General features: G+C 72.5%; 24 protein-coding genes. 12 read left to right on the forward strand and 12 right to left on the reverse strand.

The window, feature by feature from the left end; genetic code table 11:
* From ABT232_RS36135 to ABT232_RS36150, 4 genes are all read left to right on the forward strand, one after another.
* A partial coding sequence (locus ABT232_RS36135) for an urease accessory protein UreF (RefSeq protein WP_351848413.1) occupies positions 1 to 438 on the forward strand: 438 nt, incomplete at its 5' end.
* Positions 439 to 541: 103 nt separating this feature from the next.
* Positions 542 to 1,219: an urease accessory protein UreG gene (gene ureG / locus ABT232_RS36140; protein ID WP_351848416.1), complete on the forward strand. Its 678-nt coding sequence runs from the start codon at positions 542 to 544 to the stop codon at positions 1,217 to 1,219.
* Positions 1,216 to 1,995: an urease accessory protein UreD gene (locus ABT232_RS36145; protein WP_351848418.1), complete on the forward strand. Its 780-nt coding sequence runs from the start codon at positions 1,216 to 1,218 to the stop codon at positions 1,993 to 1,995. The genes ureG and ABT232_RS36145 overlap by 4 nt, the downstream gene beginning before the upstream one ends.
* 131 nt (positions 1,996 to 2,126) lie before the next feature.
* Positions 2,127 to 3,761: an alpha/beta hydrolase gene (locus ABT232_RS36150; RefSeq protein WP_351848420.1), complete on the forward strand. Its 1,635-nt coding sequence runs from the start codon at positions 2,127 to 2,129 to the stop codon at positions 3,759 to 3,761.
* A 96-nt stretch (positions 3,762 to 3,857) separates the two neighbouring features.
* Here ABT232_RS36150 and ABT232_RS36155 read toward each other — a convergent pair whose 3' ends face one another.
* Positions 3,858 to 4,574: a lysophospholipid acyltransferase family protein gene (locus ABT232_RS36155; RefSeq protein ID WP_351848422.1), complete on the reverse strand. Its 717-nt coding sequence runs from the start codon at positions 4,572 to 4,574 to the stop codon at positions 3,858 to 3,860.
* 242 nt (positions 4,575 to 4,816) lie between these two features.
* Between ABT232_RS36155 and ABT232_RS36160 the strand changes: the two genes are divergently transcribed.
* Positions 4,817 to 5,500, forward strand: a complete 684-nt coding sequence (locus tag ABT232_RS36160; protein WP_351848424.1) for a hypothetical protein — start codon at positions 4,817 to 4,819, stop codon at positions 5,498 to 5,500.
* Positions 5,501 to 5,553: 53 nt separating this feature from the next.
* Positions 5,554 to 5,751 (forward strand): hypothetical protein, encoded by a 198-nt coding sequence (locus tag ABT232_RS36165; protein WP_351848426.1) that lies wholly within the window; start codon positions 5,554 to 5,556, stop codon positions 5,749 to 5,751.
* 47 nt (positions 5,752 to 5,798) lie between these two features.
* On the opposite strand, the gene rocD is transcribed toward ABT232_RS36165, so the two are convergent.
* The 3 genes from rocD to ABT232_RS36180 all read right to left on the reverse strand — a co-directional run bounded on the left by rocD (position 5,799) and on the right by ABT232_RS36180 (position 8,486).
* Complete coding sequence (gene rocD, locus ABT232_RS36170) at positions 5,799 to 7,025, reverse strand: ornithine--oxo-acid transaminase (RefSeq protein ID WP_351848429.1); 1,227 nt, start codon at positions 7,023 to 7,025, stop codon at positions 5,799 to 5,801.
* The gene (gene ddaH, locus ABT232_RS36175; protein WP_351848431.1) at positions 7,022 to 7,846 is read right to left on the reverse strand and encodes a dimethylargininase; all 825 of its coding nucleotides are present in this window, start codon (positions 7,844 to 7,846) and stop codon (positions 7,022 to 7,024) included. The genes rocD and ddaH overlap by 4 nt, the downstream gene beginning before the upstream one ends.
* Positions 7,847 to 7,964: 118 nt before the next feature.
* Complete coding sequence (locus ABT232_RS36180; RefSeq protein ID WP_351848434.1) at positions 7,965 to 8,486, reverse strand: Lrp/AsnC family transcriptional regulator; 522 nt, start codon at positions 8,484 to 8,486, stop codon at positions 7,965 to 7,967.
* Positions 8,487 to 8,574: 88 nt separating this feature from the next.
* Between ABT232_RS36180 and ABT232_RS36185 the strand changes: the two genes are divergently transcribed.
* Genes ABT232_RS36185 through ABT232_RS36200 form a run of 4 tightly spaced genes read left to right on the forward strand, consistent with a single transcriptional unit; the run spans position 8,575 to position 12,622 of the window.
* Positions 8,575 to 9,327 carry a LytR/AlgR family response regulator transcription factor gene (locus tag ABT232_RS36185; protein WP_351848436.1) on the forward strand — a complete coding sequence of 251 codons (753 nt, stop codon included), beginning with the start codon at positions 8,575 to 8,577 and terminating at the stop codon, positions 9,325 to 9,327.
* A 2-nt stretch (positions 9,328 to 9,329) separates the two neighbouring features.
* Entirely contained in the window at positions 9,330 to 9,686 is a 357-nt protein-coding gene (locus ABT232_RS36190) for a hypothetical protein (RefSeq protein WP_351848509.1), read from the forward strand.
* A gap of 15 nt (positions 9,687 to 9,701) precedes the next feature.
* The gene (locus tag ABT232_RS36195; RefSeq protein ID WP_351848439.1) at positions 9,702 to 11,414 is read left to right on the forward strand and encodes a sodium/solute symporter; all 1,713 of its coding nucleotides are present in this window, start codon (positions 9,702 to 9,704) and stop codon (positions 11,412 to 11,414) included.
* Positions 11,411 to 12,622 (forward strand): sensor histidine kinase, encoded by a 1,212-nt coding sequence (locus ABT232_RS36200; RefSeq protein ID WP_351848442.1) that lies wholly within the window; start codon positions 11,411 to 11,413, stop codon positions 12,620 to 12,622. The genes ABT232_RS36195 and ABT232_RS36200 overlap by 4 nt, the downstream gene beginning before the upstream one ends.
* A gap of 16 nt (positions 12,623 to 12,638) precedes the next feature.
* Here ABT232_RS36200 and ABT232_RS36205 read toward each other — a convergent pair whose 3' ends face one another.
* From ABT232_RS36205 to ABT232_RS36225, 5 genes are all read right to left on the reverse strand, one after another.
* Positions 12,639 to 12,809, reverse strand: coding sequence for a hypothetical protein (locus ABT232_RS36205; protein WP_351848445.1), 171 nt, complete (start codon positions 12,807 to 12,809; stop codon positions 12,639 to 12,641).
* 125 nt (positions 12,810 to 12,934) lie between these two features.
* Positions 12,935 to 13,885 (reverse strand): cytochrome c oxidase assembly protein, encoded by a 951-nt coding sequence (locus ABT232_RS36210; protein ID WP_351848447.1) that lies wholly within the window; start codon positions 13,883 to 13,885, stop codon positions 12,935 to 12,937.
* 143 nt (positions 13,886 to 14,028) lie between these two features.
* A complete protein-coding gene (locus ABT232_RS36215) occupies positions 14,029 to 15,054 on the reverse strand; it encodes a 6-phosphofructokinase (protein ID WP_351848450.1) in 1,026 nt (341 codons plus the stop codon).
* Positions 15,055 to 15,234: 180 nt separating this feature from the next.
* Positions 15,235 to 15,963, reverse strand: a complete 729-nt coding sequence (locus ABT232_RS36220; protein ID WP_351848453.1) for a type 1 glutamine amidotransferase — start codon at positions 15,961 to 15,963, stop codon at positions 15,235 to 15,237.
* Positions 15,964 to 15,986: 23 nt separating this feature from the next.
* Positions 15,987 to 17,225 (reverse strand): MurT ligase domain-containing protein, encoded by a 1,239-nt coding sequence (locus ABT232_RS36225; RefSeq protein WP_351848455.1) that lies wholly within the window; start codon positions 17,223 to 17,225, stop codon positions 15,987 to 15,989.
* A gap of 150 nt (positions 17,226 to 17,375) precedes the next feature.
* On the opposite strand from ABT232_RS36225, the gene def reads away from it, so the two are divergent.
* The gene (gene def / locus ABT232_RS36230; protein ID WP_351848458.1) at positions 17,376 to 17,921 is read left to right on the forward strand and encodes a peptide deformylase; all 546 of its coding nucleotides are present in this window, start codon (positions 17,376 to 17,378) and stop codon (positions 17,919 to 17,921) included.
* A 62-nt stretch (positions 17,922 to 17,983) separates the two neighbouring features.
* On the opposite strand, the gene ABT232_RS36235 is transcribed toward def, so the two are convergent.
* The gene (locus ABT232_RS36235; protein ID WP_351848461.1) at positions 17,984 to 18,628 is read right to left on the reverse strand and encodes a TetR/AcrR family transcriptional regulator; all 645 of its coding nucleotides are present in this window, start codon (positions 18,626 to 18,628) and stop codon (positions 17,984 to 17,986) included.
* A 169-nt stretch (positions 18,629 to 18,797) separates the two neighbouring features.
* Between ABT232_RS36235 and ABT232_RS36240 the strand changes: the two genes are divergently transcribed.
* Positions 18,798 to 20,024, forward strand: coding sequence for an acyl-CoA dehydrogenase family protein (locus ABT232_RS36240; protein ID WP_351848463.1), 1,227 nt, complete (start codon positions 18,798 to 18,800; stop codon positions 20,022 to 20,024).
* A 40-nt stretch (positions 20,025 to 20,064) separates the two neighbouring features.
* On the opposite strand, the gene ABT232_RS36245 is transcribed toward ABT232_RS36240, so the two are convergent.
* A complete protein-coding gene (locus tag ABT232_RS36245; RefSeq protein WP_351848465.1) occupies positions 20,065 to 20,301 on the reverse strand; it encodes a DUF6213 family protein in 237 nt (78 codons plus the stop codon).
* A gap of 25 nt (positions 20,302 to 20,326) precedes the next feature.
* The gene (locus ABT232_RS36250) at positions 20,327 to 21,712 is read right to left on the reverse strand and encodes an NADP-dependent succinic semialdehyde dehydrogenase (RefSeq protein WP_351848468.1); all 1,386 of its coding nucleotides are present in this window, start codon (positions 21,710 to 21,712) and stop codon (positions 20,327 to 20,329) included.
* Between the last annotated feature and the right edge of the window lie 16 nt (positions 21,713 to 21,728).

Consider the following 21,728-nt stretch of genomic DNA (forward strand, 5'->3'; position numbering starts at 1 on the left):
CCGTCGCCCGCGCTGCGCACCGCCGCGCGCAAGCTGGGCCGCCAGCTGACGCGGGCGGCGCGGGCCACCTGGCCGTCGGCCGAACTCGACGCCCTGGCCAGCGCGTTCCCCAAGGGCGCGCATCAGCCGGTGGTGCTCGGGCTCACGGCGCGGGCGGCGGGACTCGGGGCGGCGGACGCCGCGTACTGCGCGGTGTACGAGAGCGTGAGCGGGCCCGCGAGCGCGGTCGTCCGGCTGCTCAGCCTCGACCCCTTCGACGCGACCGGGGTGCTGGCCCGGCTGGCGCCGGAGCTGGACCGCGTCGTGGACCAGGCGGTCGGCGCGGCTCGGGAGGCCGTCGCCGAGGGCGTCGACGCGCTGCCCGCACCGTCCGCCCCGCTGCTGGAGATCGGGGCCGAGCGGCATGCCGCGTGGGCCGTCCGGCTCTTCGCGTCGTAGGCCCGGAGCGCCGCTTCCCGTACCCCTGTCCGGCCCGGACGGACACCTCTGACCAAGGCACCGCGAGTACCTGACCGAGGCACCGCGAGAAACAGGAGCCGCCATGCACCTCGACCACTCCCACGACGGCCCCGCCGCCGTCAGCGCGGACGCGCACCGGCCGGACGGGCGCCGCCGGGCGCTGCGGATCGGGCTCGGCGGGCCCGTCGGGTCCGGGAAGACCGCCACCGTCGCGGCGCTCTGCCGGGCCCTGCGCGACGAGCTGTCGCTGGCCGTCGTCACCAACGACATCTACACCCGGGAGGACGCCGAGTTCCTGCTGCGGGAGGCCGTGCTGCCGCCGGAGCGGATCACCGCGGTGGAGACGGGCGCCTGCCCGCACACCGCCATCCGGGACGACATCTCCGCCAATCTGGAGGCGGTGGAGGACCTGGAGGACGAGGTCGGGCCGCTCGACCTGATCCTGGTGGAGTCCGGCGGCGACAACCTCACCGCGACCTTCTCCAAGGGGCTCGTGGACGCGCAGATCTTCGTGATCGACGTGGCGGGCGGCGACGACATCCCGCGCAAGGGCGGGCCGGGTGTCACCACCGCCGACCTGCTGGTGATCAACAAGACCGACCTCGCGCCGTACGTCGGCTCCGACCTCGCCCGGATGGCGGCGGACGCCAAGGCGCAGCGCGCCGAACTGCCGGTCGTCCTCCAGTCGCTGCGGAGCGAGAGCGGTGTGACGGACGTCGCCGGCTGGGTGCGCGCGCGGCTCGCCGCGTGGACGGCATGACCGCGACCGGCGGAGTACGGGCCACCGCGCGCATCCGGGCCGTGGACGACGGCCGGGGCGGTACGGCGCTGCCGGTGCTCGCGGGCGAGGGCCCGCTGGCGCTGCGACGGACCCGGAGCAGCGGCGAGGCGGCCCGGGTGATGCTCGTCGGGGCGATGAGCGGGCCGCTGGGCGGTGACCACTTCACCGTGGACGCGGAGGTGGCCGAGGGCGCCCGGCTGCGCGTCGGCTCGGCGGCCGCCACCATCGCGCTGCCCGGCCAGGCCAAGGGCGAGGCCCGCTACGACGTACGGCTCGCCGTCGCCGACGGCGCCGAACTGCACTGGCTGCCGGAGCAGTTGATCTCCGTCGCGCACAGCGAGCTGACCGTGCGGACCCGGGTCGACCTGGCCGCGTCGGCGCGGCTGGTGCTGCGTGAGGAGCAGGTGCTCGGGCGGGTGGGGGAGCAGCCGGGGCGGCTCACCAGCCGGCTGACCGTGCGGGTCGACGGGCGGGCCGTGCTCGACCAGGAGCTGGCCTGCGGGCCCGGCGCGCCGGGCGGCTGGGACGGCCCGGCCGGGCTCGGCGGGCACCGGGCCGTGGGTCAACTGGTCGTCGCCGGGCCGGAGTTCGGCGCACAGCCGGTGGCGGCGCGGACGCTGGGGGAGGGGGCCGCGCTGATGCCGCTGGCCGGGCCGGCCGTGCTGGTGAGCGCGGTGGCGCCGGACGCGCTGCGGCTGCGCCGGCTGCTGGATGCGGCGCTGGCGGAGCTCGGCCAGGGCCGCGACAGGCCCTAGCGTTCCGCTCAGCGGGATGGGGTTATCCGGTTATCGGATTGGCAAAGAAAGCCGGACCACCCTGTCGCCGACGAGCGCGGAGCCGCCAGGATCCCCCGTAGTCATCGCAACGATGTAGGGGGAGGCCCCACTTGAGGGACAATAGACCGAACAGGCGTACGGCGGCACCCGGTTCGGCCGGAGTGCTCGTCGCGGCCACCCTGATAGCCGGCGCCGTCGCCGCGCCCACGGCCAGCGCGGACGCGGGCGCCACGACCGGCACCGACCGGGTCGCCGCCCAGGCCGGCCACGGTCAGGACCGAGAGGCCCGGGGCGTCGCGCTCGCGGCGGAACGCGCCGCGCGACAGGGCATCGACTGGCAGGACTGCCCCGCCGAATGGGGCCTGGAGAAGCCGATCCAGTGCGGCTGGGTCACCGTGCCGCTCGACTACGCCAAGCCCCACGGCAAGCAGATCAAGCTCGCCGTCGACCGCATCGGCAACACCGGCACCAAGACCGAGCGGCAGGGCGCCCTCGTCTACAACCCGGGCGGCCCCGGCGGCTCCGGGCTCCGCTTCCCGCGCCGCGTCACCACCAAGGCCCCGGTCTGGGCGAACGTGGCCAAGGCGTACGACTTCGTGGGCTTCGACCCGCGCGGCGTCGGCAAGTCGGCACCCATCTCCTGCGTCGACCCGCAGGAGTTCGTCAAGGCACCCAAGGCGGACCCGGTGCCCGACTCCGAGGCCGACAAGCTCGCCCAGCGCAAGCTGGCCCGCGAGTACGCCGAGGGCTGCTACGAGCGCAGCGGCGCCATGCTGCCGCACATGACCACCCCGAACACCGCGCGGGACCTCGACGTCATCCGTGCCGCGCTCGGCGAGAAGAAGCTCAACTTCCTCGGCGTCTCCTACGGCACCTACCTCGGCGCCGTCTACGGCACGCTCTTCCCGGGCCACGTCCGCCGCATGATCACCGACAGCGTGGTCAACCCGTCCCGCGAGAAGATCTGGTACCAGGCCAACCTCGACCAGGACGTCGCCTTCGAGACCCGCTGGCAGGACTGGCAGGACTGGGTCGCCGCCAACGACGCCACCTACCACCTCGGCACCACCCGCGCCGAGGTCCAGGACAAGTGGCTCCAGCTGCGCGCCACCGCGAAGAAGCAGCCCATCGGCGGCCTCGTCGGCCCGGCCGAGCTGATCGGCTTCTTCCAGAGCGCCCCGTACTACGACTCGTCCTGGGCGCCGGTCGCCTCGGTGTTCAGCGCCTACTTCGCCGGTGACACCCAGGCCCTGGTCGACGCCGCCGCCCCGGACCTGTCCGACACCGCGGGCAACGCCTCCTCCGAGAACGGCAACGCCGTCTACACCGCCGTCGAGTGCGCCGACGCCAAGTGGCCCACGAGCTGGCAGCGCTGGGACCGCGACAACACCCGGCTGCACCGCGACTACCCGTTCCTCACCTGGGCCAACGCCTGGATGAACCTGCCCTGCGCGACCTGGCCGGTCAAGCAGCAGACCCCGGTCGACGTGAAGACCGGCAAGGGCCTGCCGCCGGTGCTCATCGTCCAGGCCGAGCGCGACGCGGCCACGCCCTACGGCGGCGGCGTCGAACTGCACAAGCGTTTCAAGGGCTCCCGCCTGATCACCGAGAAGAACGCCGGCTCCCACGGCGTGACCAGCCTCGTCAACTCCTGCATCAACGAGCGGGTCGACGCCTACCTGCTCACCGGCAAGCTGGACGCCCAGGACGTGACCTGCGCCCCGCACGCCACGCCCAAGCCGTAACCGGCGACCGTACGAGCTGAGGGGCGGCCCGGTTCACGACCGGTCGCCCCTCACCGCTCGGCGCCCTCACCGCTCGGCGGCCCGCGCCGCCGGCGGTCAACTCCGTGGCGCGCGCCGGAACCTGCGCTCCTTGGCGGCGGCCACCTCGGCCTTCACATCCGCGGCGTACCGGTCGACGTACTCCTGCCCCGACAGCGCCAGGATCGCGTACATGATCTCGTCCGTGACGGCCCGCAGGACCGCCTTCTCGCCCTCCATCCCGGCGTAGCGCGAAAAGTCCAGCGGCTCCCCGAACCGGATCCGCACCGGATGCACGCGGGGCAGCTTCCGGCCCGGCGGCTGCGCCTCGAACGTGCCGATCATCGCGCACGGCACCACCGGCACCCCGGCCTTCAGCGCCATCACCGCGACCCCGACCTTGCCCTTGTAGAGCCGTCCGTCGTGCGAGCGCGTGCCCTCCGGATAGATCCCGAGCAGCTCCCCGCGCGCCAGCACCCCGAGCCCCTCCCGGATCGCCGCCTGACCCGCGTCCTTGCCCGACCGGTCCACCGGGATCTGCCCCGCGCTGCGGAAGAACGCCGCGGTGAGCCGTCCCTTCACCCCGGGCCCGGTGAAGTACTCGGCCTTCGCCAGGAAGGTGATCCGCCGTTTCAGCACCGCCGGCATCAGGAAGTGGTCCGAGAACGACAGATGGTTCCCGGCGACGATCCCCGCCCCCGACGCCGGCACATGCTCCAGCCCTTCGATCCGCGGCCGGAAGACCATCCTGAGCAACGGTCCCAACAGCACGTACTTCAGCAGGCGGTAGAACAAGGGATGCTCCTCCCTGTCAGGGGCTGCCGGTATCTTTGAGGAGACGGCGATCGATGGGAAGGGGGCGGACGGTGTACCACCAGTACCTTCCCTTCCCGCCGCCCGGCCCCGGCAGGCGTCCACCCACTCCACCCGGAAGGGCGCGGGTGTCGTCGTGCGTGCGTTTCCTCGCCGAAGGGCGTGACGGACGGACGGTCCGCACCGACGCGCACCGGCGGTCCCTGAGCAGGTGTCACCGGAACATGGCCGTGCCGCCCCGCGCGCCCGCGGCCGTGCTCCGGCCGCCCGCCGGCGCCCACGACTCGGGTGTCGACCTCGTCTGCCTGTCCGGCCATCAGGTGCTGCTCGTGCAGGCCAAGTCGACCGTCCGGGCCGCCGCCGCCCTCGACCGCCTGAACCGGGCCGAGCGGGCCTGGCGGCAGCTGGACCACCGGGCTGACCTGTCCGGGCACGTGGGACTGATCACGGGGCGGGCCGGCCAGGGCAAGGCCACCCTCCTCGCCCACCTGGTCGCCGGCGCGTCGAACCTCCTCGACCTCCTGCCCCGGCCGCGCGTCCTCGCCCGCGACCAGCTGCTCCCCGTGGCCGAGCGCATCGACGAAGCCCTCGCCGTGGAGCTGGTGCGCACCGGCGGCCGCCCCCTGACCTGGCAGCGCGCCCTCGCCCTCGCCGGCCGCGTCGTCGGCCTCGGCCGTTTCGCCCGGCGGCACCTCAAGGCCGCGCTGCTGGCGCTGATCCGGCTGCGCGGGTCGATCCTGACCCGCCACCGGGACCGGCTCGACGCCGTCGGCTGCCGGGGACGCGTGTTCCTCCGTACGGCCCTGCGGAGCGCCGGCACCCGCAACGCGCCACCATGCGGCCGACGCGTGCGGCCGTTCGGGGAGACCGGGTCCCGAAGCGTGCCGCCCCTCGCCCTCGCAGCGTGAACCTCGTCGCACTCTGAGGTCGCGCCCGGTCCGCGGCCTGGAGAAGACAGCACATGCTCATGGAGTTCGTGTACGGGCTGCCCGACCACGGGCTGGTGGTGATCGGTCTGGCGTTCGGCCTCCTGGTGGCCGCCGCGTTCCTGACGGTGGTGATCGGGCTGTTCCGCGCCGAGCGCAAGGACGCCGTGGACGTCATCGAGGCCGGCGCCAACTGGCTGCCCTGGCGGCCGCGGCGGCGCAACCGCCGATAGCGGGGTGGGGGCCGTGCCGCACGGCCCCCACCCCGCCCGTCCGGGCCTCAGCCCTCGGCCAGCACCTTCTCCAACGCCCCGATCGCCGAACGCAGTTCCTCCCCGGTGACGGTCAGCGGAGGAGCCAGGCGGATCGTCGAGCCGTGGGTGTCCTTGACGAGGACGCCCTCGCGCATCAGCCGCTCGCTGATGTCACGGCCGGTGCCGATGGCCGGGTCGATGTCGACGCCCGCCCACAGCCCGCGGGCCCGGAAGCCGAGCACGCCCCTGCCGACCAGCTCGGTGAGACCGCCGCGCAGGACCACGCCCAGCTCGGCCGCCCGGCGCTGGAACTCGCCGGTCTCCAGCAGTTCGACGACGGCCGTGCCGACCGCGGCGGCGAGCGGGTTGCCGCCGAAGGTGGAGCCGTGCTCCCCGGGATGCAGCACGCTCAGCACCTCGCGGCGGGCGACCACCGCCGACACCGGGACGATGCCGCCGCCCAGCGCCTTGCCGAGCAGCACCACGTCCGGGACGACGTCCTCGTGCTCGACGGCGAGGGTGCGGCCGGTGCGGCCGAGCCCGGACTGGATCTCGTCGGCGATGAACAGACAGCCCGCGCGGCGGGTCAGCTCACGGACTCCGGCCAGATAGCCGTCGTCGGGGACGACGACGCCCGCCTCGCCCTGGATCGGCTCGATCAGCACCGCCGCGGTGGTCTCGTCGACCGCCGCCTCCAGCGCCGCCAGGTCGTTGTACGGCACGATCCGGAAGCCGGGCGTGAAGGGGCCGAAGCCCGACCGGGCCGTCTCGTCCGTGGAGAAGCTGACGATCGTCGTCGTCCGGCCGTGGAAGTTCTCCGCCGCGACCACGATCGTCGCCCGGTCGGCGGGGACGCCCTTGACGTCGTACGCCCACTTGCGGGCCACCTTGATGCCGCTCTCCACCGCCTCCGCGCCGGTGTTCATCGGCAGCACCATGTCGAGGCCGGTCAACTCGGCCAGCCGCTCGGCGAAGCCGGCGAGCCGGTCGTGGTGGAAGGCGCGGGAGGTCAGCGTCAGCCGGTCCAGCTGGCGGTGGGCGGCCTCGATCAGCGCCGGGTGCCGGTGGCCGAAGTTCAGGGCCGAGTAGCCGGCCAGCATGTCCAGGTAGCGGCGGCCCTCGACGTCCTCCACCCAGCTGCCCTCGGCACGGGCCACGACCACGGGCAGCGGGTGGTAGTTGTGGGCGAGGACGGGCTGCTCCGCGGCGATCAGCTCGGCGGAGTCACGGGCGGTGCGGGCGGGTGCGGTCATGAACGGATCTCCTGAGTGCAGCACTTGATGCCGCCGCCGGCCTTGTGGAACTCCGACAGGTCGACGGCGACGGGGACGTAGCCGTGGTCGTCGAGCCGGGCGGCCAGCGCCTCGGCCCGCGGTGCGATGAAGACATGGCGGCCGTCGGACACCGAGTTCAGCCCGAAGGTCATCGCGTCCTCGCGGCCGGCGAGCACCGCGTCCGGGAACAGCCGCTCCAGCACCGCGCGGCTGCCCGGGGAGAACGCCTCCGGGTAGTACACGATGTTGTTGCCGTCGGCGGAGTCGTCGAGCACGAACAGCGCCGTGTCCAGGTGGTAGAAGTACGGGTCCACCAGCGTCAGGCTGATCACCGGGTGGCCGAAGAACTCCTGCGCCTCGCGGTGCGCCTCACGGGTCGTCCGGAACCCCGTGCCGGCCAGCACGTACCGGCCCGTCCAGACCAGGTCGCCCTCGCCCTCGCACACCGACTCCGGCCGGTGCACGTCGTAGCCCGCCGTCCTGAACCAGGTCTCGTAGTGCGCGGACTCCGGACGGCGCTCCGGAGCGTGGAAGAGGGAGCCGAAGACGCGGCCGCCGACGACGACCGCCGAGTTCGCGGCGAAGACCATGTCCGGCAGTCCGGGCACCGGCTCCACGGCGTCGACCGCGTGGCCGTGCGCGCGGTAGGCGCCGATCAGCGCCTGCCACTGCTCGTGGGCGAGGTCGACGTCGACCCGGACATCGGGATGCATCCAGGGATTGATCGCGTACTGCACGGCGAAGTGTCTGGGTTCGCAGACGAGGAAGCGCCGCCGACGCGCCACACGACTTTCGGACACAGAGGGGTTCCTCCGCTTCCTGCGGTGTCGACTGAGGGTTGACACCACGGTAGAAAGCCACGCGGACGAACGACAAGCGACGAAAGCTGCGCGTTCACGCAGAAATGCTGCGTCCTGATCAGGGCAGACGCACGTCTGCTGCGCCCTGTGGAGCGCCCCTGGGCGCCGGCTGGCTCGCGCCGGCCTCCGGGCTCTCGGGGATCAGATGGGACAGCACCATCACACTGATCGTCTTGCGGATGAACGGCTCCGTCCGGATCCGCTCCAGCACCTCCTCGAAGTGCTCCACGTCCCGAGCCCGCACATGCAGCAGCGCGTCCGCGCCCCCCGTCACCGTCATCGCCGCGGTGATCTCCGGATGGTTGCGCACCACCTCCGCCAGCCGCCGCGGCGGCGCCGCGCCCTCGCAGTACACCTCGACGTACGCCTCCGTACGCCAGCCCAGTGCCGACGGCTTCACCGTCGCCGTGAACCCGGTGATCACCCCGGCCTCCCGCAACCGGTCCACCCGGCGCTTCACCGCCGTGGCGGACAGGCCGACCGCCGCGCCGATCTCCGCGAAACTGGTCCGCGCGTTCGCCATCAGCGCGGTGATGATCTTCCGGTCGAGCTCGTCGAACGGTGCCGGCCTGCTGTTCATGGCGGCACTGTATCCAGCGGGAACGTCCCGGAACGCGCACACCTCGGCACGTGTGCAGGCGTACGAATTACTCCTACACTCCGGGTTCATGCTGCGTGCCCTGGCTGTCGACGACGAACGCCCCTCGCTGGAGGAACTGCTCTACCTCCTGCACGCCGATCCCCGCATCGGCAGCGCCGAGGGAGCCGGCGACGCCACCGAGGCGCTGCGCCGCATCAACCGCGCCCTGGAGTCCGGCCCCGACGGCCCCGAGGCCATCGACGTGGTCTTCCTCGACATCCAGATGCCCGGCCTCGACGGCCTCGACCTCGCCCGGCTGCTCACCGGCTTCGCCGACCCGCCGCTCATCGTCTTCGTCACCGCCCACGAGGACTTCGCCGTCCAGGCCTTCGACCTCAAGGCGGTCGACTACGTCCTCAAACCCGTCCGCAAGGAACGCCTCGCCGAGGCCGTGCGCCGCGCCGCCGAACGCGGCGGCGGCGCCCCGCACATCCCGGTGAGCGAACCCGACCCCGACCAGATACCCGTCGAACTCGGCGGCGTGACCCGCTTCGTCGCCGTCGACGACATCACCCACGTCGAGGCCCAGGGCGACTACGCCCGCCTCCACACCGGCCAGGGCGGCAGCCACCTGGTCCGCATCCCGCTGTCCACCCTGGAGGAGCGCTGGCGCTCCCGCGGCTTCGTCCGCATCCACCGCCGCCACCTCGTCGCCCTGCGCCACATCGGCGAACTCCGCCTGGACGCGGGCACCGTCAGCGTCCTGGTCGGCGCCGAGGAACTCCAGGTCAGCCGCCGTCACGCCCGAGAACTGCGGGACCTGCTGATGAGGAGGCCGTGACCGTGCCGCAGACCCCCGCCGACCGCCGGGTCGTCGTCACCGGCCCGCCCCGCCGCGTCCACGCCCCCGGCGCCTACCACCCGCGCACCGAGATCGACGAGCAGACCACCCTCGGCCACACCTACGTCCGCTCCCTGATGCGCAGCCAGCTGCGCGCCGCGCTCGCCGTGTGCGCCGTCCTCGTCCTGCTGATCGGCCCGCTGCCGCTGGTGTTCGCCGCGGCCCCGGACGCGGGCCGCCTGCAGTGGCTGGTGCTCGGCTTCTGCCTCTACGCCCCGCTGGTCCTGCTCGCCCGCTGGTACGTCCGCCGCGCCGAACGCAACGAACGCGACTTCGTCCGCCTGGTCGAGGACCGCTGACCGGACCCGCCCGCCGTGAACTCCACCTACGCCGTCCCCGCCGTCGCCCTGGTCGTCCTCGCGACCGTCCTGGTCGGCGCCTTCGGCCTGCGCATCTCCCGCACCACCTCTGACTTCTACGTCGCCTCCCGCACCGTCGGACCACGCCTGAACGCGGCCGCCATCAGCGGCGAGTACCTGTCCGCCGCCTCCTTCCTCGGCATCGCTGGCCTCGTCCTGGTGCAGGGCCCCGACATGCTCTGGTACCCGGTCGGCTACACCGCCGGCTACCTCGTCCTGCTGCTCTTCGTCGCCGCCCCGCTGCGCCGCTCCGGCGCCTACACACTGCCCGACTTCGCCGAGGCCCGGCTCGCCTCGCAGGCGGTGCGCAGGCTCGCCGGCGCCTTCGTCGTCGGCGTCGGCTGGCTCTACCTGCTGCCCCAGCTCCAGGGCGCGGGACTCACCCTGACCGTGCTGACGGGGGCGCCGGACTGGCTCGGCGGGATCATCGTCGCCGTCGTCGTGGTCGCCATCGTCGCCGCGGGCGGCATGCGCAGCATCACCTTCGTCCAGGCCTTCCAGTACTGGCTGAAGCTGACCGCACTGCTCGTTCCGGTGTTCTTCCTGTTCCTCGCCTGGCAGGCCGACGGCGCCCCCGTCCGCGCCTTCGACGAACCCGCCGCCTTCCGCGAACAGCGCTCCGTCCGCGTCGACGCCACCCTCGACCTGCGCCTCGACCGGCCGCTCACGGTCACCGCCGACGGTGTCATCGACGGCCGCGCCCACCCCGGCACCGAGATCCGCCTGCCCGCCGGCACCCACCGCATCGAACGCGGCACCCGCCTCACCTTCGCCGCCGGCACCCCCGTACCCGCCGCCGACCGCGGCAGCAACGGCGGCATGTCGACCTCGCTCGCCGCCGGCCGCGAGGAACGCCCGCTGTACGCCACGTACGGACTGATCCTCGCCACCTTCCTCGGCACCATGGGCCTGCCGCACGTCGTCGTCCGCTTCTACACCAGCCCGCACGGCGTCGCCGCCCGCCGCACCACCGTCGCCGTCCTCGGCCTGATCGGCGCGTTCTACCTGCTGCCCCCGGTCTACGGCGCCCTCGGACGCCTCTACGCCCCCGAACTCACCCTCACCGGGGACGCCGACGCGGCCGTCCTGCTGCTGCCCGGCCGCATGATCGGCGGCGTCGGCGGCGACCTCCTCGGCGCGCTGCTCGCCGGCGGCGCCTTCGCCGCCTTCCTGTCCACCGCCTCAGGGCTCGCCATGGCCGTCGCCGGGGTGCTCACCCAGGACGTGCTGCCCTCACGCGGCGTCCGGCACTTCCGGCTGGGCACCCTGCTCGCCATGGCCGCCCCGCTCGCGGCGAGCGTCCTCGTCGGCGGACTGCCGGTCGCCGACGCCGTCGGCCTCGCCTTCGCGGTCTCGGCCTCCTCCTTCTGCCCGCTGCTCGTCCTCGGCATCTGGTGGCGCCGGCTCACCCCGCCCGGCGCGGCCGCCGGCATGCTCGTCGGCGGCGGCTCGGCGTTCGTCGCGGTGGCCGCCACCATGGCCGGCTTCCCGGGCGGCGGCCCGCTGCACGCCCTGCTCGCCTGGCCCGCGCTGTGGTCGGTGCCGCTGAGCTTCCTCACCATGGTGCTGGTGTCCCTGGCCACCCCGGCGCGCGTACCGGCCGGCACCGCCGCCATCCTGGCCCGCTTCCACCTGCCGGAACAGCTGCGTACGGAGGTCAAGGCGTGATCGGCTTCCTCGCCGGGCTCTGCGTGGCCGTGCTGCCGCTGCTCGCCGCCGGTTTCTGGCTCGGCCGGCGCACCGCCCGCCCCCGCACCCACGACCTGGGCGGCCTCGGCACGCCGGTCGAGCACGCCACCTTCCAGACCCTGCACACCGCCTCCCTGGCGGCACCCCCGCTGCGCGCCGGACTCACCGAGGAGACCGCCCGCAAGTCGGCCCGCCGGCTGCGCACCCTGCTCGGCACGGACGCGCTGTGCCTCACCGACGACAGCCACGTCCTCGCCTGGGACGGCGTGGGCGGCCACCACCGGGCCGAGATCGTGGAACGGCTCGCCGGCCCGCTGGAGACCGGCCGCGGCGAGGCCTTCCGGCTCAGCTGCGACACCCCCGACTGCCCCCTGCGCTGGGCCGTCGTCGCCCCGCTCACCGTCGACGACCGGGTGCACGGCGCCCTCGTCGCCTGCGCGCCGCGCGAGTCCGCCGTACTGGTCCGGGCCGCCGCCGAGGTCGCCCGCTGGGTCTCCGTCCAGCTCGAACTCGCCGACCTCGACCGCTCCCGCACCCGGCTCATCGAGGCCGAGATCAAGGCCCTGCGCGCCCAGATCTCCCCGCACTTCATCTTCAACTCGCTCGCGGTGATCGCCTCGTTCGTCCGCACCGATCCCGAACGCGCCCGCGAGCTGCTGCTGGAGTTCGCCGACTTCACCCGCTACTCGTTCCGACGGCACGGCGACTTCACCACCCTCGCCGACGAACTGCACGCCATCGACCACTACCTGGCGCTGGTCCGCGCCCGCTTCGGCGACCGGCTCTCGGTGACCCTCCAGATCGCCCCCGAGGTGCTGCCGGTCACCCTGCCCTTCCTCTGCCTCCAGCCCTTGGTGGAGAACGCCGTGAAACATGGCCTGGAGGGCAAGGCCGACACCTGCCACATCAGCCTCACCGCCCAGGACGCGGGCGCCGAGGCGCTGGTGGTCATCGAGGACGACGGCGCCGGCATGGACCCCGCAGTGCTGCGCCGCATCCTCGCGGGCGAGGCCAGCCCGTCCGGCGGGATCGGCCTGTCCAACGTCGACGACCGGCTCCGCCAGGTCTACGGCGACGAGTACGGCCTCGTCATCGAGACCGCCGTCGGCGCGGGCATGAAGATCACCGCCCGGCTGCCGAAGTACCAGCCGGGCGTGCACTCGGCGGGGCGTCTCGCCCGGGAGTAGGAGCGGGCCGGACCGGTCAGGTGCTGCGGGTGGCCACCATGGCGAGCGTGATCAGGCCCAGCACCACCCAGCCGAACCACAGCCAGCCGTTGCTGCCGAGCGCCACCGTGTAGGCCGTCACCATGACGAGCCCGCCGACGGTGAGCACCCCCATGGTCTTCGTGGAGCTGTCCGTGGAACCGGGCATCGCAACACCCTCCTCATGGGTCGTCCACCTCCATGGTGCCCCGGTTCTGCCTCCGTGCGACCTGGACGGCGGGATTCGTCCCGGCTTTCCCCGGGTACGGCCTCTCGGCCGGCGGGGTGAGGAGGTCAGCGGCCCTGGGTGTTCAGGGAGGCCAGATAGGCGTTGTACGCCTCCAGCTCCTTGTCGCCGTCCCGGTCGGCGGCCCGGTCCTTGCGCTTGGCCTGCCGCTGCTCCGAGCCGTACCACTGGAACAGCAGCACGATCAGCACCAGCACGGACGGGATCTCGCTGAACGCCCAGGCGATGCCGCCGGCCGCGTTCTGGTCGGAGAGCGGATCGATGCCGAGGGAGGCGGGCGGATCGGCGTAGGTGGTCACCATCGGCTGGGAGGCCATCATCAGCGCGATGCCGAAGAACGCGTGGAACGGCATGCCCGCGAACAGCTCCAGCATCCGCATCAGATAGCCGGGCCGGTGCGGCCCCGGGTCCACGCCCATGATCGGCCAGAAGAACACCACGCCCACGGCGAGGAAGTGCACCATCATCGCGATGTGCCCCGGCTTGGAGCCCATCAGGAAGTCGAACAGCGGCGTGAAGTACAGCGCGTAGAGGCTGGCGATGAACAGCGGGATGGTGAACACCGGATGGGTGACGATCCGCATGTACCGGCTGTGCAGCAGCATCAGCAGCAGCTCACGCGGCCCCTTGCGGCCCCGCCCCGCCGGCGGCAGCGCCCGCAGCGCCAGCGTGATCGGGGCGCCCAGCAGGACCAGGATCGGCGAGAGCATGCTGATCACCATGTGCTGCACCATGTGCACGCTGAACATGACCATGCCGTAGTCGTTCAGCTTGGTGTTCATCATCAGACCGATGCTCAGCACACCGGCGGCGAAGAAGGCGGTCCGGCCGACCGGCCACTTGTCGCCGCGCCGGGTCAGCCGGACGACACCCCAGCCGTAGAGCGCCAGCCCCAGCAGGCAGGCGACGAGGAAGAACGGGTCCGCCGACCACTGCAGCCCCCGTGCCAGCGTGAACGGCGGCAGATCCATGGTCATGCCGTGCCCGCTGTGATCCATCCGCCGGCTCCTGTTTCGTGGGGGGTTTGTGCTGATGTCCGCCCACAAGAGTAGAGCTGCCCCCGGCCGCACTCATGACCGGGGGCACGCATACTCGCCTCAGGGGCGCGAGCGACCACACACGACCCGCACCCGCCGGACGGCTAGAGCACGCACTCCGCTTCCGCGTACCGCTCGTCCGGAACGGTCTTCAGCGTCTCCACGGCCTCGGCGAGCGGCACCATCACGATGTCGGTGCCCCGCAACGCCGTCATCTGCCCGAACTCTCCGCGGTGCACAGCCTCCACCGCGTGCCACCCGAACCGCGTCGCCAGCACCCGGTCGTACGCCGTGGGCGTGCCGCCGCGCTGGACGTGCCCGAGGATGACCGGGCGGGCCTCCTTGCCGAGCCGCTGCTCCAGCTCGACGGAGAGCTGACGGGCTATCCCGGCGAACCGCTCGTGGCCGTAGATGTCCTTGCCGCCCTCGTCGAAGGTCATGGAGCCGGGCTTCGGCTTGGCCCCCTCCGCCGCGACAACGATGGCGAACCGCTTGCCCGCCTCGAACCGCTCGCCGACCCGCGCGGTCAGCTCGTCGATGTCGAACGGCCGCTCCGGCACCACGATGGCGTGCGCGCCGGCCGCCATCCCGGAGTGCAGCGCGATCCAGCCGGTGTGCCGGCCCATGACCTCGACGATCAGCACCCGCTGGTGGGACTCGGCGGTGGTCTTCAGCCGGTCCAGGGCCTCCGTGGCGACACCGACGGCCGTGTCGAAGCCGAAGGTGACGTCGGTGACGGCGATGTCGTTGTCGATGGTCTTCGGCACGCCCACGATCGGCAGGCCGTTGTCCGACAGCAGCCGGGCCGCCTTCAGCGTGCCCTCACCGCCGATCGGGATGATCGCGTCGAGACCCAGCTCGGCGACATGGCCCTTGGCGCGCTCCACACCGTCCCGCAGATGCTCGGGGCGGACCCGGGAGGAGCCGAGGATGGTGCCGCCGCGGGCGAGGATGCCGCCGACCGCGTCCAGGTCGAGCTTCAGATAGTCGCACTCCAGGAGGCCTTTCCAGCCGTCCCGGAAACCGATGACCTCGTCGCCGTGGTCGGCGACGGCACGGTGCACGACGGACCGGATGACGGCGTTCAGGCCGGGGCAGTCGCCGCCGGACGTGAGGACACCAATGCGCATAGCCCGAAATACCTTCTCAACGTGGGCCGGGGACCGGACCACGTTGTCCGGCGGGAATCCCCGCCACCCTAGCGGCACAGGGGGGCGGGGCCGAACCGTGCGTCCGCCTGCTGGACGACCCCGCTCACCTGTGCGGACGCGCCGTCAGACGGGCTGTTGAACTGTCGGTTACGTACCGGTTCACGCAGGCTGCTGCGCCGCCGCGATGCGCTCGTTGCGGAGCGCCTCGTACCAGCGGTCGTCCGTCGGCGGCAGCGCGTTCACATCGAGCGCCAGCTTCAGCAGCAGGTCCGCGATGAGCGGGTTGCGGGCGAGCACGGGACCGTGCATGTACGTGCCGAACACGGTCTCGTTGAACGCGCCCTCCGTGCCGTCGCCGGTGCCGTTGCCGTTGCCCAGGCGGACCTGGGCGAAGGGACGGGCCGTCGGACCGAGGTGGGTGACGCCCTGGTGGTTCTCGAAGCCGGTCAGCGGGGGCAGGCCGAGCTGCGGGTTGATGTCGGCGAGCACGTCACCGACGCACCGCGCGCCCTCACCGCGCACCGAGACCACGTCCAGCAGGCCGAGGCCCGGTTCCCGCTGGCCGAGGTCGTTGATGAACTCGTGGCCGAGGATCTGGTAGCCGGCGCACACGGAGAACACGATCGCGCCGTTCCCCACCGCCCGCTCCAGGCCGCCGTCCCGGCGCAGCCGCTCGGCCGCGAGCCGCTGCGGCCGGTCCTCGCCGCCGCCGATCAGGTAGATGTCCCCGGAGGTCGGGATGGGCTGGTCGCTGCGCACGTCGAGCCGCGCCACGTCCAGGCCACGCTGCCGCGCCCGGCGCTCGACGACGAGGACGTTGCCCTGGTCGCCGTAGGTGCTCAGCAGGTCCGGATAGACCCAGACGACCCGCAGTTGGTTGTCGCTCATGAAGTCACTGTCCTTACGGCTGGTCAGTTGCCGACGCGGCGGCGCAGGTCCTGGAACGCGGTGTAGTTCGCGATGACCTCGATCCGGCCGGGCGGGCACAGCTGCACGGCCTGATCGAGGTTCTCGCAGACCTGGAAGTGCTGGTTCGCGACCTCCAGCCGCACCGCCAGGTCCAGTCTGCGGTCACCGACGACGAAGATCGGGTGGCCGGTCAGCCGCGTGTAGTCGACGTCCCAGAGCCAGGAGGTGTCGGTGCCGTCGGCGCTGCGCGCGTTCACGGACAGGATCACCGGGGTGGGCGGCGGGTCGATCAGCGAGAACGTCTCCAGCCAGCCGGCCGGGTTCTTCGCCAGCAGCAGCCGCAGGTCACGGCCCTGGAACTGGACGACGTCGTACCGTCCGGCCACCGCCTGCACCTGGTACATGCGCTCCAGCGCCACCTGCGGCGGCACGCCGAAGACGGCGGCGACCGCGGCGGAGCTGGCCGCGTTGGCCTTGTTGGCGCGGCCCGGCAGCTGGAGGTGGATCGGCCAGGCGGAGCCGTGCGGGTCCAGCACGTGGTCGCCGGAGAGCGCCCAGGTCGGGGTGGGCCGGCGGAAGCCGCACTCGCCGCAGAACCAGTCGTCGCCGGGGCGCTGCATCACACCGCCGCAGGCGGGGCAGGACCAGGCGTCGTCCTTCCACATCTGACCGGCCGCGACCCAGATCACGTTCGCGGAGGAGGACGCCGCCCACACGACCAGCGGGTCGTCCGCGTTCGCCACGATCACGGCCTTCGACCCGGCCAGTCCCTCGCGCCAGTTCTCCGCGAGCATGCGGGTCTCCGCGGCGCGGTCGAGCTGGTCGCGGGAGAGGTTGAGCAGGGCGATGCACTTGGGGTCGGTGTCCCGGGCGACACCGGCGAGGTACTTCTCGTCGACCTCGATGACGCCGTACCGGGCCTCCGAGCTGCCCGCGAGCGCCGAGGTGATGCCGGCCGGCATGTTGGCGCCGAGCGCGTTGGACACGACCGGGCCCGCGGCCCGCAGCGCCTCGGCGATCAGCCGGGTGGTGGTGGTCTTGCCGTTGGTCGCCGAGACCAGGACGACGTCCAGGTTCTGGGCGAGCCGGGCGAGGAGGTCGGGGTCGAGTTTGAGTGCCACCCGGCCACCGATCACCGAACCGCTGCCGCGTCCCGCGGCGCGCGACGCCGCAGCGACCGCCTTGCCCGCGGTCACGGCCAGCTTGGCCCGCGGCGTGAGCGGGTCCGAGTTGCCTGCCATCAGTTCTCGATCCTCCTTGCGTACGCGCCGCGCCTGGGGCCTGTCGGCAACGTGATGGTGGTCAGCCTATCGAGATCCATTCGCACTCCCGAATCGCGGCCCACGCCTGCGCGGCCTGCGTGGGCTGTAGGGAACCGTACCCTTGCCGACATGCGACACGGCTCGATCCCGGGCGCCCGCGGGCGCGTCCGGCCTCTCACCCTGCTCGGCGACCCCGTTCTGCGCACCCGCTGCGAGGACGTCACCGACTTCGGCCCCGAACTGGCCCGCCTCGTGGAGGACTTGTTCGCGACGATGTACGCGGCCCAGGGAGTGGGGCTGGCGGCGAACCAGGTGGGTGAGCCGCTGCGGGTGTTCGTGTACGACTGCCCGGACGACGAGGACGTCCGGCATCTCGGACATGTGGTGAATCCGCGGCTGGTGGAGACGGACGGGGTGGTGATCGGGGGTCCGGAGGGCTGTCTGTCCCTGCCGGGGCTGGAGGCGGGCACGGAGAGGTACGATCACGCGGTCGTCGAGGGCTTCACCCTGACCGGCGAGCCGGTCACCGTCCACGGCACGGGCTTCTTCGCGCGCTGCCTCCAGCACGAGTACGACCATCTGGAGGGCGGGGTGTACGCGGACCGCGTGACGGGGTGGCGCCATCGCCGGCTGATGAAGCAGGTGCGCCGGGCGTCCTGGCGCCGGCCGGTGTGACGCACCCGGGGGCGCGCGGCACCGCGCGGCCGACCGCGTCACCCGCGGCCGGGACGGGTCCCTCAGAACCCCGGGCCACCCGCCCGGTCCCCGGCGGCGGCCAGCCGCCCCCACAGCAGATCGGCCATGCTCCGCACCAACTCCGCGCGCGGACACGGCCGTTCGCGCAGCCACCAGTCCCCGGCGGCGTGCATCATCCCGACGATCCCGTGCCCCCACACGCGGGCCAGCCGCTCGCCGTCCGGCCCGAGGTCCACCCGCTCCTCGATGACCTTGCCCAGCTCCTCGCCCATCCTGCGCAGCACCGGCGCCGCGTTCTTGCCCACGTCGAAGCCCTGGTCGCCGGCCTGGCCGCCCTCCGCGGGATGCATCAGGAAGCGGTACACCTGGGGCCGGGCCTCGATGGCCGCGAGATAGGTGTCCAAGGTGGCCTCGACCCGCTCGCGCCGGTCCGCGGGGGCGTCCAGCGCGGCCCGCAGGGAGTCCAGCAGCGCGTCGGTGTGCCGCTTGGCCAGTGCCGCGTAGAGCCCGCCCTTGTCGCCGAAGTGGCGGTAGAGGATCGGTTTGGTGATGCCCGCCTCCGCGGCGATGGCGTTCATCGAGGCCTGCGGCCCGTCGCGCAGCACCACCCGGTCGGCGGCCTCCAGCAGCTCGCGCCGTCGGCGGTCGGCGGACCGCTGCTGCTCGGTCCGCTGCGTGGTGTCCATGAGCTCTCCCCACCCGTGCTGAATCGGTGACGCTTGCGCAAACTAACACTCGGCACCACCGGCGCATCGAACGGGCTGCCGGGGGTGCCTGGTGAGTTGACTTTTCCTACCCGCCGGTAACAGACTGCGGTTACCGCAAGTAACAAGCATGTGCGCCACTGGAGGGGACATGGCCGAGTTCACCATGGAGCTCAACGACGAACAGAAGGAGGTCCGGGACTGGCTGCACGGCTTCGCCGCCGACGTCATCCGCCCCGCGGCCGCCGAATGGGACGAGCGTGAGGAGACTCCCTGGCCGGTCATCCAGGAGGCCGCCAAGGTCGGGATCTACTCCCTCGACTTCTACGCCCAGCAGTACTTCGACGCCACCGGTCTCGGCATCCCGATGGCGATGGAGGAGCTGTTCTGGGGCGACGCGGGCATCGCGCTGTCCATCGTCGGCACCGGCCTCGCCGCCGTCGGCGTCCTCGCCAACGGCACCGAGGAGCAGATCGGCACCTGGATCCCGCAGATGTACGGCGACGCCAACGACGTCAAGGTCGCCGCGTTCTGCTCCTCCGAGCCCGACGCCGGTTCCGACGTCGCCTCCCTGCGCACCCGCGCCGTCTACGACGAGGCCAAGGACGAGTGGGTGATCAACGGCACGAAGACCTGGGCGACCAACGGCGGCATCGCCAACGTCCACGTCGTCGTCGCGGTCGTCGACCCGGAGCTGGGCTCCAAGGGCCACGCGTCCTTCATCGTCCCGCCGAACACGCCGGGCCTCTCCCAGGGCCAGAAGTTCAAGAAGCACGGCATTCGCGCCTCGCACACCGCCGAGGTCGTCCTGGAGGACGTGCGGGTGCCCGGCTCTTGCCTGCTCGGCGGCAAGGAGAAGCTCGACGAGCGGCTGGCCCGGGCCCGCGAGCGGGCCAGGACGGGCGGCGAGCGGGTGAAGAACGCGGCCATGGCCACCTTCGAGGCCTCGCGCCCGGCGGTCGGCGCCATGGCGGTGGGCACCGCCCGCGCGGCGTACGAGGTCGCCCTCGACTACGCCAGGACCCGTGAGCAGTTCGGCCGCCCGATCATCGACAACCAGGGTGTCGCCTTCCAGCTGGCCGACATGCGGACCCAGATCGACGCGGCCCGGCTGCTCGTCTGGCGGGCCTCCTGGATGGCGGTCAACGGCAAGCCGTTCACCGCGGCCGAGGGCTCGATGTCCAAGCTGTTCGCCAGCGAGACGGCGAAGAAGGTCACCGCCCAGGCGATCCAGATCCTCGGCGGCAACGGCTACACCCGGGAGTACCCGGTGGAGCGCATGCACCGGGACGCCGCCATCTACACCATCTTCGAGGGCACCAGCGAGATCCAGCGCCTGGTCATCGCCCGCACCCTGTCGGGGATGCCGATCCGCTAGCCGGACACCGGGGGCACCGCGGCGCCGGCGACGGCATCTCCTAGTCGCCGGCGCCGCTGCTGTGCGCGATGCACGCCACGTCGATGCGGTCGGCCAGCTTGGCCAGCTCGATGGTCAGAGCCGCCACGGTGTCCTCGTCCAGCCCCTCCGCCCCGGCCTCCACCAGATGCAGCCAGCGTCCGCCCACGGTCCGCAGCAGCTTGCTCACATCGGCCGCAGACACCTGGAGGGTCCCGCGGTCGTCGACGATCAGAGGCAGAGTCACTTCGCGGTTCACAACCGGGATCGTAGCCGCGCGCCGCTCACGCACCGTGCCAAACGGTGGTGATGTTGCAGAACTCGCGGATTCCGTGCCCGGACAGCTCACGCCCGTACCCGGACCGCTTCACACCACCGAACGGGAACGCCGGATGGGAAGCGGTCATCCCGTTCACATACACCCCGCCCGCCTCCAGGTCCCGGACGAACCGGTCGACCTCGGCCTCGTCCCGGGTCCAGACGTTGGAACTCAGCCCGAACGGCGAGTCGTTCGCGATCAGCACCGCCTCGTCCAGATCGCCCGCCCGGTACAGCGTGGCGACCGGCCCGAACGCCTCCTCGCGGTGGATGCGCATCTCGCGGGTGATCCCGGCGAGAACGGTCGGCGGGTAGTACCAGCCCGGCCCGTCCGGCCGTTCGCCGCCGCACAGCAGGTCCGCGCCGCCGCGCACCGCGTCGTCCACCAGCTCCTCCACGTCGGCCCGGCCCCGCTCGCTGGAGAGCGGCCCGACGTCGGTCTCCTCGTCCGTCGGGTCACCGACCCTCAGCGCCCGCATACCGGCGACGAACCGCTCGGCGAAGGCGTCGTACACGTCCGTGTGCACGATGAACCGCTTGGCGGCGATGCACGACTGCCCGGCGTTCTGGCAGCGCGCGTTGACCGCGACCTCCGCGGCCCGGTCGAGGTCGGCCGACGGCATCACGACGAACGGGTCGCTGCCGCCCAGCTCCAGCACCGTCTTCTTGATCATCTCGCCGGCGGTGGAGGCGACGGCGCGGCCCGCGGGCTCGCTGCCGGTGAGGGTGGCCGCCTTGACGCGTTCGTCGCGCAGGATCTCGTCGACCGCGGCCGAGCCGATCAGCAGGGTCTGGAAGCAGCCCTCGGTGAAGCCCGCGCGATGGAACAGGTCCTCCAGGTACAGGGCGGTGCCGGGGACGTTGGAGGCGTGCTTGAGCAGACCGACGTTGCCCGCCATCAGCGCGGGCGCCGCGAACCGCACGACCTGCCACAGCGGGAAGTTCCACGGCATCACCGCGAGCACCGGCCCGAGCGGCCGGTAGCGCACCAGCACCCGGGAGGCACCGGAGTCCTTCACATCGGAGGCGGCGGGCTCCTCGTCGGCCAGCAGCTCCTCGGCGTGATCGGCGTACCAGTGCATCGCCTTGGCGCACTTGGCGGCCTCCGCGCGGGCCTGCTTGACCGGCTTGCCCATCTCGGTGGTGATCAGCCGCCCGATGTCCTGCTGGTCCTCGTCGAGGAGGTCGGCTGCCCGGTGCAGCAGCCGGGCGCGCTCGGCGAAGGCCGTCGTCCGGTAGGTGCGGAAGGTGGCCTCGGCGAGCTGGAGCCGGCGTTCGATCTCCTCGGCGCCCATGGCCTCGTACGTCTTGACCGTCTCACCGTTCGCCGGGTTCACCGTCGCGATGGGCATGGCTGACCTCCTGGCA

The organism is Streptomyces sp. NPDC001532 (genome assembly GCF_040298625.1).
Lineage (GTDB): Bacteria > Actinomycetota > Actinomycetes > Streptomycetales > Streptomycetaceae > Streptomyces.

Coding starts and splice junctions, on each gene's coding strand:
- ABT232_RS36145 (WP_351848418.1), top strand. CDS start 1,216: ATGACCGCGACCGGCGGAGTACGGGCCACCGCGCGCATCCGGGCCGTG.
- ABT232_RS36225 (WP_351848455.1), bottom strand. CDS start 17,225: ATGGCAGGCAACTCGGACCCGCTCACGCCGCGGGCCAAGCTGGCCGTG.
- ABT232_RS36210 (WP_351848447.1), bottom strand. CDS start 13,885: ATGGATCACAGCGGGCACGGCATGACCATGGATCTGCCGCCGTTCACG.
- ABT232_RS36205 (WP_351848445.1), bottom strand. CDS start 12,809: ATGCCCGGTTCCACGGACAGCTCCACGAAGACCATGGGGGTGCTCACC.
- ABT232_RS36160 (WP_351848424.1), top strand. CDS start 4,817: ATGGCCGTGCCGCCCCGCGCGCCCGCGGCCGTGCTCCGGCCGCCCGCC.
- ABT232_RS36180 (WP_351848434.1), bottom strand. CDS start 8,486: ATGAACAGCAGGCCGGCACCGTTCGACGAGCTCGACCGGAAGATCATC.
- ABT232_RS36185 (WP_351848436.1), top strand. CDS start 8,575: ATGCTGCGTGCCCTGGCTGTCGACGACGAACGCCCCTCGCTGGAGGAA.
- ureG (WP_351848416.1), top strand. CDS start 542: ATGCACCTCGACCACTCCCACGACGGCCCCGCCGCCGTCAGCGCGGAC.
- ABT232_RS36220 (WP_351848453.1), bottom strand. CDS start 15,963: ATGAGCGACAACCAACTGCGGGTCGTCTGGGTCTATCCGGACCTGCTG.
- def (WP_351848458.1), top strand. CDS start 17,376: ATGCGACACGGCTCGATCCCGGGCGCCCGCGGGCGCGTCCGGCCTCTC.
- rocD (WP_351848429.1), bottom strand. CDS start 7,025: ATGACCGCACCCGCCCGCACCGCCCGTGACTCCGCCGAGCTGATCGCC.
- ABT232_RS36215 (WP_351848450.1), bottom strand. CDS start 15,054: ATGCGCATTGGTGTCCTCACGTCCGGCGGCGACTGCCCCGGCCTGAAC.
- ABT232_RS36250 (WP_351848468.1), bottom strand. CDS start 21,712: ATGCCCATCGCGACGGTGAACCCGGCGAACGGTGAGACGGTCAAGACG.
- ABT232_RS36240 (WP_351848463.1), top strand. CDS start 18,798: ATGGCCGAGTTCACCATGGAGCTCAACGACGAACAGAAGGAGGTCCGG.
- ABT232_RS36235 (WP_351848461.1), bottom strand. CDS start 18,628: ATGGACACCACGCAGCGGACCGAGCAGCAGCGGTCCGCCGACCGCCGA.
- ABT232_RS36165 (WP_351848426.1), top strand. CDS start 5,554: ATGCTCATGGAGTTCGTGTACGGGCTGCCCGACCACGGGCTGGTGGTG.